The sequence below is a fragment of the Paraburkholderia sp. GAS348 genome (assembly GCF_050434205.1).
In the GTDB taxonomy this organism is placed as follows: Bacteria; Pseudomonadota; Gammaproteobacteria; order Burkholderiales; family Burkholderiaceae; genus Paraburkholderia.
The window spans coordinates 161,898-181,181 of record NZ_JBNPVT010000002.1; the positions used below are offsets into that span (position 1 = coordinate 161,898).

Sequence of the window (19,284 nt, forward strand, 5' to 3'; positions counted from 1 at the left end):
CGTGAGACTGATTCACGCCAGGCACGACATATAAGACGAGGCTTTGAGGCAAGGCTCGCCGCAGAGCCGTCACTCGGCCGCGAGCCCGGTCGAACGCGACCCGGTCGAACGCGAGTACCAAGCGCGAGTCCGGTCGAGCGCGACCCGGTCGAACGCGACCCGGTCCGAGAGCACTGAGCGCGTGACACACGCGCCCGCCCTGGCCGCCCAATCCGCACGGCTCACATTACGCGGAAAAAACGCCGCAACGAAAATCGAAAATAATTCAAAAATATTCGACGCTTTAAGCGTTGTGAAAGAAAGTGATTTAAAAATTGATTAAATTAAAATAAACACGGAACCCTGCATCCCGTAGCGCCCGCACACCCATCTTTACCGATGCACTCTGATGCCGACGGCACTTCTTACGCATTACGACAATTTCAGGTCGCAAGCATAAAAAACTATTGCGAATAGATAACGAAACACCCTGTTGCAATCTGATTCATTTATCCATTTCATTCCCGTTTTTTCGTCAATTTCTTTTGCCTAGAATCGATTGCACTCCCGTTGCGACGCGAAGCGACCGCGCCCCTGTTTTCTTAGGCCCTGTTCTTGACTTGAAAAGGCTCGCGCGATCCTTCGCCAGGCTCATCCGCTTCACACCATGGACGGTTCATGACTGCTAGCGCATTGCCCTTAGCGCCCTCCCACTCACGCCGCATCGTGCAGTTCGACGGCTTGCGCGCCATCGCCGTGCTCGCGGTATTCGCCCAGCACGCGCTGAAAGCGCCGCTGTGGATGGGCGTCGATCTGTTTTTTGTTTTGAGCGGTTTTCTGATTACCGGCATCCTGCTCGAACGCAAGGCGCGTCAGCAGTCGTATTTCGGCTACTTCTATGCGCGCCGCGCGCGGCGCATCCTGCCGCCTTATTTGCTGCTGATGGTGGTGTCGTCGATTCTGTTCGGCTTCGGTTGGGCGCAGCACTGGCAGTGGTACGCGTTCTTCGCGACCAATATTGGCGACGCGCTCAATCAAAGCGGTCACGACAGCCTGAATGTGCTGTGGTCGCTGGCGGTCGAAGAGCAGTTCTATATTGTCTGGCCGTTCGTGATCCTGTTGCTGCCCGAACGCGTGCTCGGCTACGTGGCGGCCGCGTTGATCATTCTGGTGCCGGTACTGCGGGCGCTCGCCACGCCCTGGTTCGATTCGTTCTGGCCGATCTATTACCTGACGCCGTTCCGCATGGACCTGCTGGCGGCCGGCGCGCTGCTCGCGGTCGCCGTACGGCGCGATCGCAATGCACTCGAGCCGTTCAAGGGCCTCGCCGTACTCGGTTTCTTTGCCGCGCTGGCGGTGCTTGCGTGGCTGCATCTGCACTACCCGCGGTTTCGCGCGGCGAATACACCGCTTTCGAACGCCGCGCTCTACAGCGTTTCGTTGCTGCTCTGCACTTCCGTCGTGGTCATCGCCCTGCAAAGCAAGGGCATCGTCAAGCGGCTGCTGTGCAACCCCGTGCTGGTCTATATCGGCACCATCAGCTACACGATTTATCTGATCCACCTGAGCGTGCTGTACACGCTGTGGCCGCTGCATCTGAACCGCTATCTGAGCGCGGCGCTCGCGCTCGCGATCACCCTCGCGTACGCCAGCATCACGTGGTTCGTGTTCGAAAAGCGTTTGATCTTCGGCTCGGCAGGCCAAGCCCGGACGCCGGCCGGCAGCCTTTCGGGGGGCGCGTCGCAAGCGCCGCAAAGCCGCGCATGAGACGCCGCGCGTGGCTCGCCGCGAGCGCGTCGGTCGTTGCGTCGGTGCTGGTTTCGCTGGCACTGGATGCGCATGCCGGAAGCCCGGCAACGCAGGTGCTGGTGGACGCCTACGGCGATTCGACCACACTCGGCATTACTTGCAGCAACGGCCATTGCGGACCCCAGGCGCAAAACGCCGTGTCGTATCTGCAGAATGAATTGCAAGCCCGGCACGGTCAACGGGTACGCGTCGCGAACTACGGTGTGGGCGGCACAACGGCCACCCAGCTGCGCGACGGCACCGGCAACCGCCGCGCCGGCCCGACTGCCGGCCTGCCGTGGCAGGAACGGCTCGCTGCTTCGTCCGCGCAGATCGTGTTGATCAACTACGGCATCAACGAAGTGATGCAGAACCAGACGCCCGAGCAGTTTTACGCGGCCGAAACAACGCTCGTGAAAACCGCCCGTGCGCTCGGCAAAGAGGCAGTGCTGCAGACCTCGAACCCGATGCCCGACAACCGCCTCAACGCGCGGCTCGCCGCGATGGTCGCGATGACGCGCCGCGTGGCTGCCGAACAGCAGGTGCCGCTCGTCGATCAGTTCGCTTACGTCAGCAATCTGCCGGACTGGAAGACGCTGATGTCCGACGGCGCGCATCCGAAGCCGGGCTTGTACCGGCTCAAGGCCGAGCAGGATTTTCAGGTCGTCGATCCGCTGGTGCGGCGACTGCTGGACGGCACGCTCTGAAGCTCTTTTTTCAAGTGCGCTTCTTTTCTCTTTTACCAATATCGAAGGCAAGCTATGAGCCAACCACGCAAAGCGATCATCACCGGCGTATCCGGACAGGACGGCGCCTATCTGACCAAACTGCTGCTCGACAAGGGCTACCACGTGACCGGCACCTACCGGCGCACGAGTTCGGTCAACTTCTGGCGCATTCGTGAGCTCGGCGTGCTCGATCATCCGAATCTGCGTCTCGTCGAACACGATTTGACCGACCTGGGTTCGACGCTGCGCCTGCTCGAAGGCGCGCAGGCCGACGAGTTGTACAACCTCGCCGCGCAGAGCTTCGTGGGCGTCTCGTTCGACCAGCCCGTGACGACCGCCGAAGTGACCGGCATCGGCGCGCTGAATCTGCTCGAAGGCATCCGCATTCTGAATCCGAAGATGCGCTATTACCAGGCGTCGACCTCGGAAATGTTCGGCCTCGTGCAAGCGGTGCCGCAACGCGAGGACACGCCCTTTTATCCGCGCAGTCCGTATGGTGTGGCCAAGCTGTTCGCGCACTGGTCGACCATCAACTATCGCGAGTCGTATAACCTGTTCGCCAGCAGCGGCATTCTGTTCAATCACGAATCGCCGCTGCGTGGCCGCGAATTCGTGACCCGCAAGATCACGGACACGGTTGCGAAGATCAAGCTCGGCAAGCAGGACGTGCTGGAACTCGGCAACCTGAGCGCCAAGCGCGACTGGGGCTTCGCGCTCGAATACGTGGAAGGCATGTGGCGCATGCTGCAAGCCGATGAACCCGACACCTTCGTGCTCGCGACCGGCCGCACCGAGACGGTACGCGACTTCGTCCGCATGGCGTTCGCCGCGGCGGGTTATCAGCTCGAATGGTCGGGGAAGGAAGAGCGCGAGACTGGCATCGACGTGGCTACCGGCAAGACGCTGGTGCGCGTGAACCCGAAGTTCTACCGCCCGGCGGAAGTGGACCTGCTGATCGGTTGCGCCGACAAGGCGCGCGAGAAGCTCGGCTGGAAGCCGGAAACCACGCTGGAACAGCTGTGCCACATGATGGTTCATGCGGATCTCGGAAGGAACGAGCATCACGAGACGTTCTGAGCGATCTTTTGTGCCGCGCCACGGCGTTCGGGCTTTCTTCGATAGTGGAAAAGGCCTTTGCGTGCGTGGCCGGTAACGAATCAGAGATTCTTTCGTGTCGAGCTCGACTGGAACTGTATGGTCTGGCTTTTAAGCTAAAAAACGACAAAAAGTCGAGTTATTTAGCTGAAAAACGACAAATATCAAATTCGTCGCCGCAAACTTAGCTCGTTCGCGACAAATCCGTTCGCCAGCGCTCCAAGCAAACTTAGCTGAAAAACGACAAAATAGGTAGAATCTAAGCTCGATAGCGACATTCAGGCACCGACATGCCCCTTTCCTTAGCGGAAAAACGACTTTCGGACGAAATCCTGTTTGCGACCGGCGATCCGACGTCTGACCGCAGCCTTCAGCGGAGCGCGAAAGAAGGCCATCTGAAACGCGTCGCCGCCGGCGTCTACGTCCAGTCGGGCACCGATGAGGAAATCGCCGGCAGAATCCAGCGAAACTGGCAGAAGCTCGCCGCGCATGCAGTGCCCGGCGCCGTTGTCTCCCATCGCAGCGCATTCGGGGGCGGCATCACGCCGTCAGCTGAAGTCGTGCTGTCTCATCCAACACGATTCAACCGGCGCATTCGCTATCCGGGCCTCACCCTGGTGCTGCTGAAAGGCCCCGGTCCGCAGCCTCGCGATCTGCGTCTTGGTTCGCTCGACCTTTACTGGGCCTCACAAGAACGTGCGCTTCTCGAAAATCTGGGTCGAGCGTCAGCGACGGCACGGGCAGCACGCGATGACATCGAAGAACGCCTGATTACCTGCCTTAACGCGAGCAAGGAGGCGGGACTCAATCAAATTCGCGACCGTGCTCGTGAACTCGTCGAACCGCTCGGCGCGAAAACCAGTTACGACACACTCAATGGTTTGATCGGTGCGCTGCTGAGCACGCATTCAAAGGGTGTACTCAAAACGAAAGCGGGGCTGGCCATCGCCCAGGGCACCCCAATCGACATGGAGCGCATGAGTCTTTTCGACTCGCTCGCCATAGCGCTACGCACGGCGGTACTACCAGATATCGCCGACATAGCCGATCAGGGTAACGGCCGTATCCATTTCGCCTTCCTTGAATCGTACTTTTCCAACTACGTCGAGGGCACGCGGTTCTCTGTGGAGGAAGCCGAGGGCATCGTGCTGCGCAACCAGATTGTCGCGCAACGCCCTAAGGATTCGCATGACATCCTCGGCGTGTTCAATCTCGCGTATCGGAGCGAAACCCGGGCGATGGTGCCGCCCGCCGGGGAAGATTTCGTCGATGTGCTTCAGGAGCGCCATCGAATCATGCTTGAACGCAGACCGGAGGTCGACCCTGGCAACCTCAAACTCGAGGCGAACTACGCGGGCACGACCCAATTTGTTCAGCCATCCCACGTGCGCGGAACCCTTGCCGAAGGATCTCGTCTTGCGCTGTCAATTCCTGAAGGTATGGCAAGGGCGATCTATTACCTCTTCCTCGTCGCCGAGGTCCATCCCTTCGCGGACGGCAATGGACGTCTGTCCAGATTGGTCATGAATGCTGAGTTGTCGCGTGGCGAACGCTGCCGCATCATCATCCCGACACTTTTCCACCCGCAGTTCGTGGATTGTCTGCGAGCCCTTACGCAAAGTGGGCGCCCGGAGCCACTCATCACCGCCCTGTCTCGAATGGCCAACTGGTCCGCCGGATTCGACTACGCCGACGTTGCAAGCCTCATATCCAGCATGAGAGTCGCTCACGCATTCGAAGAGTCCCCTGCCGAGTTCCGGCTTCTCAACGCCGACGGCAGCCGGGCCACTTGAGCGCGGCCCGGCATGGGCCACTTAATGCACCCCACCCGCCGCAATCGCCTCGCCATACACCGACGCCACCCGCTTCGCGATCACCGAGTTATCGAAGTTCTCGCGTGCATAGCGGCGGCAAGCCTCGGCATCCGGCAACTTTAGCGAGCCGTTCAACGCGCCTGCCAGACCTTCCGCAATCGCCTTCGCGCCCGTCTCCGGCAACACCAGATTCGGCGACAAACCCGCCACCGCTTCCGGCAAACCGCCCACCGGCGTCACCAGCACGGGCGTGCCCGAAGCCAGCGATTCAACGGTAATCAGCCCGAAGCCCTCCAGCGCCACCGTGGGCACCACGCTGATATTTGCCGCACGGTACAACGCCGCCAGATGCTGATCGGGCACGAAACCCAACAGCTTCACATTGTCCTCGAGACCCGCCGCGGTGATACGCGCCTGCAGCTCGCCTTCGAGCCGCCCCTTGCCCGCGATCAGCAGCAGCACATCGGGTTCCGTGCGCTTGAGCAGTTTCACCGCATCGATCAGATCTTCGAGGCCCATGCGGCGCACCAGACGCCGCACGGCCAGCACGATCGGCCGGTCTTGCGGCAATTGCAGCTTCAGGCGCGCCTCGGCCGGTGTGAGCGGCAGATTGAACTGCTCGACATCCACGCAGCCCGGCACGACGCGTACACGATCCGGTGAAATGCGATAGCGCGAAGTCAGAATCTTGCCGAACGCCTCCGACAACACGATCAGCCGCGACGAACGCGCATACACCGATTGCTCCAGATAGCGCTTGGCGCGCTGGCCGAGCGAATCGGCGCCCTCCACATGACTCTCGTCGGCCCACGGTCCCTGAAAATGCGAGACCTGCGGAATGCCCCGCGTCACGTCGAGCCCCGGAAACGTGTACAGCGCAAAGTGCGACGAAATCACGTCGGGGCGCGAGGTGCTGAGCTCCTGGCGCAGCGCGCGGCGTGCCGCCATCAGCCGCAGCGGCAGCGATTGCGCGGCGGAGCCGAAACCGTTGATCGCGCCGCCGGTGTCCGCGGCGACTTTGGGCGAGCCGGCCACCACGCCGCGCACCGCGACGCCCGCGCCCGGCAGCGCGCCGACCAGCGAGTAATACATGCGGTCGAGGCCGCCCGCGCGCTCGGGAAACCAGTGCATCCCGATCTGCAGCGATTTGATTGAACTCGTCGTCATGACTGTTGCCCCTGTGCGTTCTGAGAATGGTGATGAATTGTCTGTCCGGCTAGCGTGTTCAGCGTCAGCGCGTCGCTCCTGGCCACTGTCGCAGCTTCTGTTTCGCTACGCCGACGGTCCTTCTGCTGCCCGGCCAGTTGCCGGTACAGCGCGATATATTGCGCAGCCATCCGCGCCCAGCCGAAGCCGGTCGCGAGTTCGTTGGCTGCGATGCCCATCGCGCGGCGCGCGTCGTCGTTGTCAGCAAGACGCGCCACTGCGCCGGCCAATGCCTTGGGATCGTCCGGATCGTCGAGCACGATGCCGCATTCCGGCGTGATGATTTCTGCGCCGCCCGCCGTGCGCGCCGTGACCACCGGCAGGCCTGCGGCCATCGCTTCGAGCAGCGAGAGGCTCATCGCCTCGTAACGCGACGGGAACACGAATGCATCGACCGAATGCATCAGCACCGGCATTTCTTTGACAAGACCGAGAAAATGCACGCGATGCGCAATGCCGAGCGCCTTCGCTTCTTCTGGATACGGGCTGCCTGGCAGAAACCCGGCCACTGCGATCTGCACGTGCTCGGGCAGATGCTTGAGCGCCTGCAATACCGTGCCGAGGTTTTTGCGCGGCGTGCGCAAGTCGCCCACGAACAGCAGCAGGAAGGCATCCGCAGGCAAACCGAATTTCGCGCGGTCGCCCGTCGCGGCCGCGAAGCCTTGCGTATCGACACCGTTGTAAATCACGTCGACCCGGTTATGAGGCGTCAACCCGATCGCGCGAATTTCATCGGCGACCTTTTGCGACACCGCCGTGATCACTTTCGAGCGCCGGTAAGCCCAGCGCTCGAGCAACGCATTGCAGCGCGTATAGACCGACTGATACGCGGACCACACGCCTTTGGTGAGGCCGAACGGGTAGTACTTGCTGCCGAACCAGCCGCTATGCACGAAGTGCGAGGTGTTGACGTCGGCGGGCATCCACGTGATGAAGCCGTTCACGTGCAGCACGTCGTATTCCCCGCGATGCGCGCGCAGCCACATCGCGCTCTTGAACGCGAACACCTGCTGGCGCAGCAGATTGGTGGGCCACCAGCGGCCGATTTTCATCGGCGCCCAGCGTACGTTCGGATGCGCGAGCAAATCCGGCGCGACGTGCGATGCAACCAGTGTGACCGCGATGTTCTCATCGAGGGCGGCGCGCGCAATCTCGTGGTTGACGCGCCCCTGGCCGTCGTTATGGCGCACGACGTGCGTGACAATGGCGACTCTCAATCAGTGCCTCCGTGGAGAAATAGCGTGCGTCTGCGGTTCATCTTGTCGTAGTGCACCGCAGAAAGGATCGAAAAAACACTCATGAAAAGCAGCAGCCCGCCAGTGCCGACCAGCGAATTGGTGAACACCAGCATCGCGAAGGTCGCGAGACTGAGGCTCAGGCAGGCGGAAACGAATTTGTCGTTGCGCAGCTTGAACGACGCGAGCGCCGCACGCACCACCAGCCACACGATGCCGGACATGTAGAGCAAGGTGCCGGGCCAGCCGAGCACGAACGGGATGTTCATCACGCCGCTGTCGAAGTTGCCGTACTGGCCGAGCTGGCCGCCGTCGTTCGAGAGCTTGGTCGATGTGCCGGTCGCGCCCATGCCTTCGCCGGAGACGTCGGTAAAGGCCGTCTTCGCGAAGGTCGCGTAGAACTCGTTACGCGCGGCGTAGCTCTGGTCGTCGCTCAGGTTGACGAGTGTGTTCAGGCGCGCCTGCATCCGCTCGGCGACCGGGCCGACCGTGAGCAGCGGCACGCAAAGACCGGCAAGCAGCACCGCACTCGCAACGATCCGTACGCGCACCTTGTTGTTCGCCTTGACCAGCTGGATCAGGAGCGCGATCACCCAGCCGCCCCACGTCGAACGCACGAGGCTCAGCGCGAACGAAAAGAAGCCTAGCGCCGCCGCGATCCAGCGCACGCGATGCGTGGCCGCCATCACGTAGACCATCGCGCCCATCATCGCGAACGCGAACGGTCCCGAGGAATTCATCGTGCTGAACACGCGCACGCCCATCGCCACGGGATCGCCTTGCGAATTCATCTGCGAGCCGAGCATCCACAGCGCGTCCCACGGCGGCATGATGAAGAACTGGATCAGGCCGTAGCCGCCCATCACCAGCATGCCCCAGATGAAGGTGCTCACGATGGTGTCGCGATATTTCGGGTACTGACGCGTGTGCGCCATGATGTGAAAGCCGATCAGGATCGGATAGAGCCAGTTCGCGAGGTCATAGGTCGCGGCGAGCGGCCCGCTCGACATCACGCCGATCATGAACGCATAGGCGAGCCCCATCAGAACCAGCAGCACCGGCAGGCCGCGCCGCTGCGACAGCAGCCTGTAGTAGCGGAGCAAGGAAAACGCACTGATCATCGTCACCGCGAGCGGCGCGACCTGGATCAGGCTGGTCGGCGTGAACGAGCCTTTGGACCAGTCGGCGAGACGCCGCACTTCCGGGCTCAGGAACCACAGCCACCACATGAAACCGATGTAGCGCGCCGGGCTCTTGAAATAGAGCCACAGGCCCGTCAGGATCGCGAGCACCGGGAATCCGAGCGTGAGCACCGTGCCCTGATGCGCGATGATCAGCATCGCCGTGATCAGCCACAGTAAAGCCTCCGGCAGCCACTCCTTGCGAGCGCCGGACAGTACCCGCTCCGCGTTATCGCCGCCTCGCGCAATCGTCGACATCGTTTAGAGGCCCCCGCGTGATTCGTGCGCAGGGCGTTGACCCGGCCCCTGGCTGCCCGCGGGAACTCGCGCTGGCTGGTTCACAGCGGCAGCGGTCGCCGCGGCACGCGGCGCCGTTGCCACGGCATCGACGTTGGCGTCGGCATCGGCCGTGCCTGCCGCCACGCGTCCCCGCGACGCCGCACGCGCCCGCAGCATCGCCTGCGTGACCCTCACGTGCTGCATGGCATAGTTTTGCGTGGTCAGATCGCGCGACAGCAAACCGGCGGCCGCCGCCTGTGCCTGGCGCAATGCATCCAGCGGAGCGGCGGCGAGCTGATCCACCGCCTCGCGCAGTGCCTGTGGGTCGAACGGCGGGATATAAGCCGCCTCGTCCGCCGGAAAATAATCCTGCAGCGCGCCGACGTTGGTGACCACCATCGGCTTGCCGACCGCCGCCGCTTCCAGCATCACCGTAATGCCCGAGGCATGCGAATTCGGACGCAGCGGCACCACGATCACGTCGGCCCAGTCGTAGAGTTCATGCTGTTTCCTGATGCCCGAGAACAATGCGATCTCGACGTTCGGCGCGCGCAATGAAGCGGGAATCCGCCGGCGTGTCGCGAGCTTCACCGTGTAGCGCGCATCATTGCCGAAGGCCTTGATGAGCGTTTCCCAATCGCGGTCGCGATCGTTGCCGATCGCGGCGATGCGGATCGGCGTATGCGGTGTCCATTCGGTCGGCGCCTTCACGGGAAAGTCCTGCGTGTTCAGGCCGTAGAAGAGCGGTTTCGCGTCGCGATTGAAGTAGCGCTGGCACAGTTCGGCGTTTTCGCTGGCGAGGGTGGTTAGCTGGTCGGCGCGGGTCATCAGCTTGCGATACAGCCAGCTGCGCAGAATCCCGTAGGAAGGCCATTTATCGAGCAGCCACACGTTTTGCGCCAACAGCAAGGGTGCTGCACCAGGGCCGGCCTTGCGGCCGCTCAGCAGCAGCATCAGCGCGGCGGACAGCCATTCCTGCTCGGTATGCGTCCAGATCACGTCCGAGCGCAGCATTTCGTCGCGGTTGCGCCACGTATGGATGAAGTCGAACCCGAGCGCCGCCTTCAGCGCGCGGCGCAGCAACCGCACCGGCTTGCTTTCGCGCGCGTCCTGCGAATAGGTCAGCGCGAACGCATCGGATTCGGCATGGTGATACCCATACAGACAGCCGATGTTGTCGCCCGGCCGGTAAAAGCGCGGGTCGGCGCCGTAAAACAGATGAACGTGAACTTTCGTACTCATGCAGACACTCCGCTCTGCCGGTGGAAAGGAGCATCGGCATGCGCGAGCAGGCGCGAGTGCCGATGCACGAACGTGCAGGACGATTGGGTCACGCGATCCGCGACAGTGCACGGCGCGCTTCATGCGCGCCGGTGCGCACCGCACGCCAGCGCGACAGCCGCAGACCCGCCTGTTTCGAAACCAGCGCGAGCGCGGCGTGCGTGAGGCCCGGATACACCCGCGTGCCGACCAGCGTCCACCACCACCACGCGGTTTCGCGGCGCAGCGGCGGCAACTGGTCGCGCAGGATCAGGTGGAAATTGAAAGCGGCATTGCGCAACGCCGTCATGGTTTGCGCGTCGCGCCGGTCTTCGTCGAAACGTTCGGCCGGGAAATGGTCGACGGCCACGCGCGGGTCGTACATCAGCTTCCAGCCGGCGTTCTTCACGGCGAGGCTGAAAGCCATGTCGTTGTGGACCTGGGCGCCCGCGCCGCGCAGGCGCTGATCGAAACGGATCGTGCGCACCGCCTCGCGCCGGTAGCTCATGTTGGCGCCCTTCAGAATGTCGACTTCGCGTGCGCCGCCCACACCCAGGTGGTGATTGCCGATGATCTTGCCGTGCGCCGTGACCTTGCCGACCAGCGGCCGCTCGCCGTCCAGCACGCGGCCTTTTTCATGCACCCAGTCGCGGCCGCCCAGCGCACCGAGGCGCGCATCGCTTTCGAACGCAGCAGCAATCCGTTCGACCCAGTCCACATGCGGGGCGGCGTCGTCGTCGGTAATCGCGATCACGTCGCCGTTGGCCGCATCCAGTCCGCGATTCAGGGCGGCGACCTGGCCGGGCACGTCCACCGGCGCGACGAGCAACGGCAACGTGCCCGGCACGGCGGGATCGCGCAGGCAGGCATGAGTCGCTTCGTCGTCGGCGCGCGCGACCACCACCACTTCGTCCGGCACGCGCGACTGCCGTTGCAGCGCGGCGAGGCAGCGCGCCAGATCGGCCGGGCGGCGGTAAGTCGGAACCAGTACCGTCACTTTCATCGTGATGTCCTCTTCTATCGTGTTTGCGCTGGGATCGGAACAATGGGCTTAGCCTGGGGCTCAGATGCTCAGACTCAGGTACTCAAATATTCCTCGACCGCTGCATAGCCATGGGTATAACCGCCGCGCGAACGCGCCGGCATCCCATTGAAGATGCCGCCCTGCACGTGCACGCCGGCTGCGCGCAGGCGCTTCAGTGCCTCCGCGATCTCGCCTTCGTTGTGCACGCCCGAGCGAATCACGAAGAAGGTCGAACCGGCATAGGCGCCGATGATCGACGCATCGGTCACGGCCAGCACCGGCGGCGTGTCGATCAGGATCACGTCGTAGCGCTTGGCGAGGCCATCCAGGTATTGCGGAAGACGCGGCGACATCAGCAGTTCCGACGGATTCGGCGGACGGCGGCCGCAGGAGATGAAGCTCAAGCCTTCGATGTTCGAGGTGCGGATCGCTTCTTCGAGCGAGATCTGCCCGCTCAGCAATTCCGACATGCCGTTGTCCTGCGCACCGCCCATATAGCGTTCGAGCACGCCGCGACGCATATCGCCGTCGATCATCAGCACGCGTTTGCCCGAGTTCGCGAGCAGCACGGCCAGATTGACCGTCAGGAAGCTCTTGCCGACGCCGGACATGGGACCTGTCAGCATGACGATGCGGTTCTTCGCGTCCATCATCGTGAACTGCATGGAGGTGCGCAGGCTGCGCAGGCTTTCGATCGTGACGTCCTTCGGCCGCGCATTCGCCAGCACCGAGCGCAGGCGTTCGCCGCCGCGCTGGAAACCGCTTTCGAGCACAGCCTGTTCGGCGCTCAAGGGCACGAGACCGTACACCGGCAGATGGAACGCGCGCTCGATATGGTCGGGGTCGTCGATGCCCTTGAACATATTGCGGCGCAGGAACACGAAACCGGTGCCGCAGATCAGGCCCAGAATCACCGCCGCCGACAGGATCAGCACCTTCTTCGGCTTGACCGGCGCACCCGGGCGCATTGCCTGGTCGACGATATGCACATTGCCGCCGGTACCGGCCTTCTGCACCGACAATTCCTGCACGCGGTTGAGCAGCAGCACGTAGATGTCTTCCGCCACCTTGGCGTCGCGTTGCAACTGCACGGCCTTCACTTCGGTCGCCGGCAGATCGCGGAAGCGGTCAGCGTATTTGGCGCGTTGTGCCTCCAGTTCGGCCATTTGCTGGCGCGCGGCCACGAGCATCGGATGGTCGTCGCCGTAGCGTTCGGTCAGCTGCGCCATCTGCAGACGCAAACCGGCGATCTGCTGCTCGTACTGCACGCTGCCTTCGAGGTAGACCTTGGCTTCGTCGCTCGCATTGATCGAACCGGATTGACGCTGGTAAGCGGTCAACGCGGCTTCGGCGCGTTCGAGATCGGACTTCAGGCGCGGCTCTTCGCTCTTCAGGAAGTCGAGCATCTTGCTGGCGTCGACCTGTTTGTTCGACACGTGCTGACGGACATACGACTGCGCGAGCGCATTGGCCACCAGAGCAGCGTGCTCCGGACTCTTGTCTTCCAGCGAGATCTGGATCACGCCGGTTTGCTTGCCCTGCTCCTGCACGGTGATCGCCGACTGGAACGCGGTGATCGCGTCGAGGTCGTTAAAGCGCGTCACGGTGAACTCTTCACCCGGCCGGGCCACCAGCTTGTTGACGAGGATCGTCACGCCGCCGCCCTGTTCCTGCTGGCCAACCTGGCCGCGCAGCAGCAGCGTGCCGTTCTTTGCATAGAGTTCGTAGTGCTGTTCGTCGAACACCTTCATCGTCAGCTTCTCGCCTTCGAGCGCCGGCACCACGTCGAGCGAATCGATCTCGGCGTCTTCACCGCCCCAGGCGTATGAAGCCAGACCCAGCCACGGCTGCGCCAGCTGGCCCGGCGTCGCCATGTGCGCGGCAATGCTGCCAAGCAGCGGAATCGTCTTCGGCACGACGCTGAAGTTCAGCTTCAGTTGCTGGACCACCGGGCCGACTACGCCGCGGCTCTTGATGATTTCGATTTCGGCGTCGGTCGGCAGCGAAGTCGAGCCGGTCGTGATGGCCGCGCCCGTTTGCGTCTGCGTGAGCGCCTGCGAGGTGTTGTCGGACTGCTCGACCCGCACGTGCGCATCGGCCGAATAGATCGGCTTGGCGAGGAAACAGTACGCGGCGGCCAGCGCGACGATCACGCCGGCGATCGCGATCAGCCACCAGATGTCGTCGAGGATCACCTGCACCAGTTGCCCGAGGACGACGTCCTCTTCTTCGGTCTTGATCGGACCGGCCATGTGTGGAGAGATTTGGTTGCTCACAATTCGATCCCGTTTCGGTTGCTTCGGCGTGGGCTTCAGCGTGTGCTTTGGCATGCGCTTGCGCGTTTGCCTCGGCGTTTGCTTCGGTCCCGCGCCCTTTGAGAGCGGCGCGGGCCTGTCGACGGCTCAGACGGTTATCTCGTCAACTGCTTCAGGTAGAACAGCGTCTGTACGCTCGGCAGGACTTGCTGCAACACACGGTTGAACGTGGTCGAAGCCGCGGTGCCCACATACACGACGTCCATCGGTTGCAACTGGAACTGGGACGACAGCATGATCGCGTCGGGCTGTGTCATGTCGAGGCGGTACACGTCCGGCGTGGTCGGATGCTCGCGCATGCCGCGCATCACGAAGATCTGGCGCGGATTGGCGTCCGTGTCGAGAATGCCGCCTCCCTGGGTGAGCGCGTCGGCGATCGTCAGGCGGCCCTTCAACATCGGCAGCTGGATCGGCGTCTTCACTTCGCCCATCACGAAGATGCGGCTGTCGCTGCGATCCGGGATGTTGATCACATCGCCGTTTTGCAGCATGACGTTCTGCGTGGTGTCGCCCTGGTCGAGCATGCGGTTGGCGTCGAGCACGTACAGCTTGTTGTTGCGCGTGAGGCGCACACGCTGGATGTCGGCGTCGCTGTTCGTGCCGCCCGAGCGCGTGATCGCGTCGACCAGCGTGAGCGGCACGTCGCTGATGGCGAGCGGGCCCGGCGTCTTCACATCGCCGGTCACCTGCACTTTCTGGCCGCGGTACGACAGCACGCGCACGTCGACCTGCGGATTGCGGATGTAGCGCACGAGGCCGGCGCTCAACTGATCGCGCACTTCGCCCACGGTCTTGCCCGCTGCCCTGATGCGGCCGACGAACGGGAAAAAGATCGTGCCGTCGGCGGCAATGGTCTGGCCGTAAGGATCGGCCTGGCCCGGCAGCGCGGCCGTGTACGGCTGCTGCAACGCGCCGCCGATACTCTGCGTGGTGTTGCCGCCCGCCGACAGCGTGCTGCCTTGCGGGGTGGTCAATTCAGGGTGATCCCACACGGTGATGCCGAGAATGTCCTGCGGCGAGAGCCGGTACACATACTGCGATGGGTCGGCAAAGTGCGAAGCCGGCAACGCCGCCTGCGCGGCGGAGGCTTGCGCCTGCGCTTGCGCCGCAACCAGCGGGCCGTCGATCAGATGGACCGGATAGGTTTCGTTAGCTTGTTGACTCTGGTGCTGACCGTCGTCTTTCAGACGGGACGTGTCGAGGTAATTGCCAGGTGCGGTAGCGCAGGCCGACAGAAAGGATGTCAGCAAAAGCGTGGCGGCGAATTTCGAGTTGCAGTTCGCGAATGTGTGTGCAGTGAGTTTTTTCATCAGCATATTTTTTTCAGCCATCCCATGACCAGATGTTCGATGAGCACGAGACTCTCCCTATAGTCGGCTTCCACGTGGCCGTGCGGATCGGCGACGTCGGAGTCGGCTTCCCATTTGCCGAGTGGGTAGACCTTGCCGCGCGCGGCAGGATCGAGCGCTTCGACCGCGCCCACCTGCGTGCGCTCGGTGACGAGCACCAGGTCGGCGCAACGCACGAGCTGGCGGTCGAGGCGCCGCGAATAGTGGATCCCGGAGGCGACGCCCTGCTCGTCGAGCAGGCGCCGCATCACCGGGTCCATGCCGTGGCCGTTCACGGCACGCAGGCCCGCCGAATGAAACGCGATCGGCGCCGAGGACGAGCGCGACGCCGCGCGCTGCCGGGACTTGAACAGCATTTCGGCGGCGGGCGAACGGCACACGTTGGCGTGGCAGACGATCAGAACGTTGGCGAACATAGCGGGCTCCTTGACGAGACGTGGCGGCGCAGCGGCGTATGGGCCAACTTACTGGGCGGCCTCGACCGGGTGGGCCGAGCGGGCCGACCCGGCCGTGATCGGCAGACCGTTCGCGCCGACCTTCGCCGGCGCATGGCGCAGCGCGTGCTGACGGCCGATCGCGTGATACTCGATACCGAGTTCGAGCAGCGCGTCCGGCTCGTACAGATTGCGGCCGTCGAAAATCAGCGGCGTGTTGAGGCTGTCTTTGAGCGAATCGAAATCCGGACTCTTGAACGCCTTCCATTCGGTGAGGATCACCAGTGCATCGGCGCCCTCTGCCGCTTCCATCTCCTCGTTCACGAACGACAGGCGCGCATGCTGTTGCGGCACGTCTTTCAGATCGAGTGCGAACACGCGCTTCGATTCGTCGATCGCAACCGGGTCGTAGGCCTTCACGCGCGCGCCGCGGCGCAGCAGTTCGGCGATCAGCGGACGGCTCGGCGCTTCGCGCATGTCGTCCGTGTTCGGCTTGAAGGCGAGACCCCACACGCCGAAGGTGCGATCCGACAGGTCTTCGCCCAAACGATCGACGATCTTGTGCGCGAGGATTTTTTTCTGCGTGTCGTTGACGGCTTCCACCGCCTCGAGAATGCGCAAGTTGGCCTTGTGGTCGGCTGCCGTGCGAATCAGCGCCTGCACGTCTTTCGGGAAGCACGAACCGCCGTAACCGCAACCGGCATACAGGAAGTCGTAGCCGATCCGTGGATCGGAACCGATGCCGCGGCGCACCGCTTCGATATCCGCGCCAACGCGGTCGGCGAGATTCGCGAGTTCGTTCATGTACGAGATACGTGTGGCGAGCATCGCGTTGGCCGCGTACTTGGTGAACTCGGCCGAGCGCACGTCCATGTACAGCGTGCGCTCGCGATTGCGGTTGAACGGGGCATAGAGGCGCTTCATCAGTTCGCGCGCTTTTTCGCCCGGCGCGTCTTCGTCGCAGCCGAGCACGATGCGATCGGGCCGCGTGAAATCTTCCACGGCCGCGCCTTCTTTCAGGAACTCCGGATTCGACACCACGGAGAACATGTGGCTCGCGTTGCGCGCAGCCAGTTCCTCGGCGATTACGTCGCGCACGCGCGAAGCCGTGCCGACCGGCACCGTCGATTTGTCGACGATCACCTTGAAGCCCGTCATATGGCGGCCGATGTTGCGTGCGGCGGCCAGCACGTATTGCAGGTCGGCGGAGCCGTCTTCGTCGGAGGGCGTCCCGACCGCGATGAACTGGATGTCGCCGTGCGCGACCGCGGCCTTGATGTCGGTCGAAAACGTCAGACGGCCTGCTTTGCGATTGCGCGCAATGATCTCCTGCAGACCCGGTTCATGGATCGGCACGCCGCCGTTGTTGAGCACGTCGATCTTGCGCTGATCGACGTCGAGACAGAACACGTCGTGGCCGATGTCGGCCAGACATGCGCCCGTTACGAGGCCTACGTAGCCACTACCGATGATCGTCAGGTTCATCTATTACACCTCGGAAAATGGAATTGATTCAGAAGAGCCGTCGCGCGATGCGTTGCGCAGCCACTGCCCGATAAACGGTCAATACGGCGCTCAGTAAGCGTTGCTGCCCACAAAGCCCTTCCACAGCGTCAGCACGACGATCTTGATGTCGAGCCAGAAGGTCCAGTGCTGCATGTAGTACAGATCGAGCTTGACGCGGCCCATCATCTTTTCGATGCGGTCGGTTTCGCCGCGATAGCCGTTGATCTGCGCCCATCCGGTGATGCCCGGCTTGATCCGGTAACGGTGCATGTAGCCCTTCACCAGATCCTTGTAGATGTCGTCGTGTTCGAGCGCGTGGGGGCGCGGACCGACCACGGACATCTCGCCGCGCAGCACGTTGATGAATTGCGGCAATTCGTCGAGGCTGGTACGCCGCAGGAACGCGCCGACCGCCGTGATGCGCGGATCGCGCCGCGTGGCCTGGGTGATCCGGCCGGCCTCTTCCTTGTGCATCTTCATCGAGCGAAACTTGTAGATCTCGAACTGGTTGCCGTCGATACCTTTGCGCTTCTGGCGGAAAAACACCGGGCCCGGCGAGCTCAGCTTCACCATCACCGCGATCAGCAGCATCGCCGGCGACAGCGCGGTCAATGCCGCCAGCGCGAACAGACGGTCGAACACGCGCTTGGGCAGCACGCGCAGATCGGTGATCGGCGAGGCGGCCAGGTTGATCGCCGGCACACCGAGCAGATCGACCATCGGCTGATTGAAGAGCGTGAGGCTGCGCACGTCCGGAATGAAGCGGATGTTCACGAAGTCGTTCTTCAGGTCCATCACGAAACGGTGGATCGCCTTCTCCTTCGAGATCGGCAGCGCGAGCCACAGCTCGCGAATCGCGCGCTGACGCACCAGTTGAAGCATCCGCGCGTAATCGCGCTCCACCGGCACGCCTTCGATCGAGTCACTCGCGTCGGGGTCTTCGTAAGGGTTGATCGTGCCGTCCTCATCGAACACCACGACGGGACTAAAGCCCGCTTCCGGACGGCTGCGCATCTGTTCGATCAGGAACCGCCCGTACGGTGCGCCGCCGACGATCGCCACCGCGCGCTGATTGAAGCCTTCGCGGCGCAGTCCGCGCAGGATCGAATAGACGATCACCTTGGTGACGATCAGCAGCGCGATCGTGGCGACTGCCCAGTACACGAGCCATAGCCGCGACAGGCTGTCCGAGCGGTGCAGGCTGAAGCTGATCAGCACGCCGGTGACTTCGACCATCACCCAACCGCCCGCGACGCGCCACAGCAGGTCGTAGAGCGGCTTGCCGCGCCACGACTGATAGATCCCCAGCGCGGGAAAAAACACCACCACCAGCAAGCAGTCGAACGCGAGCGACACGCTTTGGACGTCGTCCAGCCACACCAATTTCCCGCTGTGCACGGCCGTCGCAATGGCGGCGCCTAGCGCGACCATTGCGATGTCGATGATTCTCGATAGAACGCTCAGCATGCGGTGCCCCTCAGTTCGTCAGTCAAGTGCCATCCGTTGGTTGATTGAATTCCCGTCACACTCACAAGTCCTGCCGCCGGGGGCGCAACGCCGGTATTCGCGCCCGCCAGATACATGCGCGACGCGAAACTGATTGAACCGGTGCTAATTGCCCTGCCACCTTCCAGATAAAAAATTCCTGAACTGGCGATTTGGAAATCAGGTGTCTGAATGAGTGAATACCCTTGTACAGGTATAGATAAAGCGACATTAAAATTCGGACTGCAAGACAGCAAAATATCTCAAAATGTATCGGTCAAAATTTCGGTATTTTTTCTGAATTTTGTACGGCAATTGTTACCGAATTGGCGTTTGAGATATCCTTTTATCGCCTTTCTGGAGGCGGCAGTGAGTCAATTTTCCTGTTTTCCTACGAAGCTTACATCGCGTCGTTCGCCTCCATTTTCCATCGTTCCATCGAGAAAAAAATTGCCCGCTATTTTTTTCGGGTAATTTTTCTTTTTTAAAAATTAATCGGACATTTTTCCTTCATGAAACGGCTAAATTTATTGGACGTTTTATATAGTTTCTATTTAACGCGCTTTTATTGATTCCTTACTTCGTGATAAAAATCGACGCATTCAC

Annotated in this window: 14 protein-coding genes; 4 read left to right on the plus strand and 10 right to left on the minus strand. The window is 62.3% G+C overall.

The genetic code is table 11. From position 1 onward, the window contains the following. Positions 1-657: 657 nt before the first annotated feature. The 4 genes from P3T22_RS03685 to P3T22_RS03700 all read left to right on the plus strand — a co-directional run bounded on the left by P3T22_RS03685 (position 658) and on the right by P3T22_RS03700 (position 5,383). Positions 658-1,746, plus strand: coding sequence for an acyltransferase family protein (locus P3T22_RS03685; RefSeq protein WP_429324248.1), 1,089 nt, complete (start codon positions 658-660; stop codon positions 1,744-1,746). Then, the gene (locus P3T22_RS03690) at positions 1,743-2,474 is read left to right on the plus strand and encodes an SGNH/GDSL hydrolase family protein (RefSeq protein WP_429324249.1); all 732 of its coding nucleotides are present in this window, start codon (positions 1,743-1,745) and stop codon (positions 2,472-2,474) included. Before P3T22_RS03685 ends, P3T22_RS03690 begins: the two co-directional genes overlap by 4 nt. 54 nt (positions 2,475-2,528) lie before the next feature. Next, positions 2,529-3,572: a GDP-mannose 4,6-dehydratase gene (gmd, locus tag P3T22_RS03695; protein ID WP_063496219.1), complete on the plus strand. Its 1,044-nt coding sequence runs from the start codon at positions 2,529-2,531 to the stop codon at positions 3,570-3,572. Positions 3,573-3,880: 308 nt separating this feature from the next. After that, a complete protein-coding gene (locus tag P3T22_RS03700; RefSeq protein WP_429324250.1) occupies positions 3,881-5,383 on the plus strand; it encodes a Fic family protein in 1,503 nt (500 codons plus the stop codon). 21 nt (positions 5,384-5,404) lie between these two features. Here the strand turns inward: P3T22_RS03700 and P3T22_RS03705 are convergent, their stop codons facing one another. The 10 genes from P3T22_RS03705 to P3T22_RS03750 form a co-directional block, all read right to left on the minus strand. Then, positions 5,405-6,571, minus strand: a complete 1,167-nt coding sequence (locus tag P3T22_RS03705) for a glycosyltransferase family 4 protein (protein ID WP_063496221.1) — start codon at positions 6,569-6,571, stop codon at positions 5,405-5,407. Beyond that, positions 6,568-7,827 carry a glycosyltransferase family 4 protein gene (locus P3T22_RS03710; RefSeq protein WP_429324251.1) on the minus strand — a complete coding sequence of 420 codons (1,260 nt, stop codon included), beginning with the start codon at positions 7,825-7,827 and terminating at the stop codon, positions 6,568-6,570. The genes P3T22_RS03705 and P3T22_RS03710 overlap by 4 nt, the downstream gene beginning before the upstream one ends. After that, positions 7,824-9,284 (minus strand): glucose-6-phosphate isomerase, encoded by a 1,461-nt coding sequence (locus P3T22_RS03715; protein ID WP_429324252.1) that lies wholly within the window; start codon positions 9,282-9,284, stop codon positions 7,824-7,826. Before P3T22_RS03715 ends, P3T22_RS03710 begins: the two co-directional genes overlap by 4 nt. Before the next feature lie 3 nt (positions 9,285-9,287). Continuing rightward, a complete protein-coding gene (locus P3T22_RS03720; protein WP_429324253.1) occupies positions 9,288-10,547 on the minus strand; it encodes a glycosyltransferase in 1,260 nt (419 codons plus the stop codon). Between the two features lie 88 nt (positions 10,548-10,635). Then, a complete protein-coding gene (locus tag P3T22_RS03725; protein WP_063496225.1) occupies positions 10,636-11,568 on the minus strand; it encodes a glycosyltransferase family 2 protein in 933 nt (310 codons plus the stop codon). A 74-nt stretch (positions 11,569-11,642) separates the two neighbouring features. Continuing rightward, on the minus strand, positions 11,643-13,841 hold the full coding sequence (locus tag P3T22_RS03730) for a polysaccharide biosynthesis tyrosine autokinase (protein WP_429324459.1): 2,199 nt from the start codon (positions 13,839-13,841) through the stop codon (positions 11,643-11,645). Positions 13,842-13,999: 158 nt separating this feature from the next. Then, entirely contained in the window at positions 14,000-15,220 is a 1,221-nt protein-coding gene (locus P3T22_RS03735) for a polysaccharide biosynthesis/export family protein (protein ID WP_429324254.1), read from the minus strand. After that, positions 15,214-15,669 (minus strand): exopolysaccharide biosynthesis protein, encoded by a 456-nt coding sequence (locus P3T22_RS03740; protein WP_063496228.1) that lies wholly within the window; start codon positions 15,667-15,669, stop codon positions 15,214-15,216. Before P3T22_RS03740 ends, P3T22_RS03735 begins: the two co-directional genes overlap by 7 nt. Positions 15,670-15,717: 48 nt before the next feature. Then, the gene (locus tag P3T22_RS03745; protein WP_429324255.1) at positions 15,718-17,172 is read right to left on the minus strand and encodes a UDP-glucose dehydrogenase family protein; all 1,455 of its coding nucleotides are present in this window, start codon (positions 17,170-17,172) and stop codon (positions 15,718-15,720) included. 90 nt (positions 17,173-17,262) lie between these two features. Further along, complete coding sequence (locus P3T22_RS03750; protein ID WP_063496230.1) at positions 17,263-18,660, minus strand: undecaprenyl-phosphate glucose phosphotransferase; 1,398 nt, start codon at positions 18,658-18,660, stop codon at positions 17,263-17,265. Between the last annotated feature and the right edge of the window lie 624 nt (positions 18,661-19,284).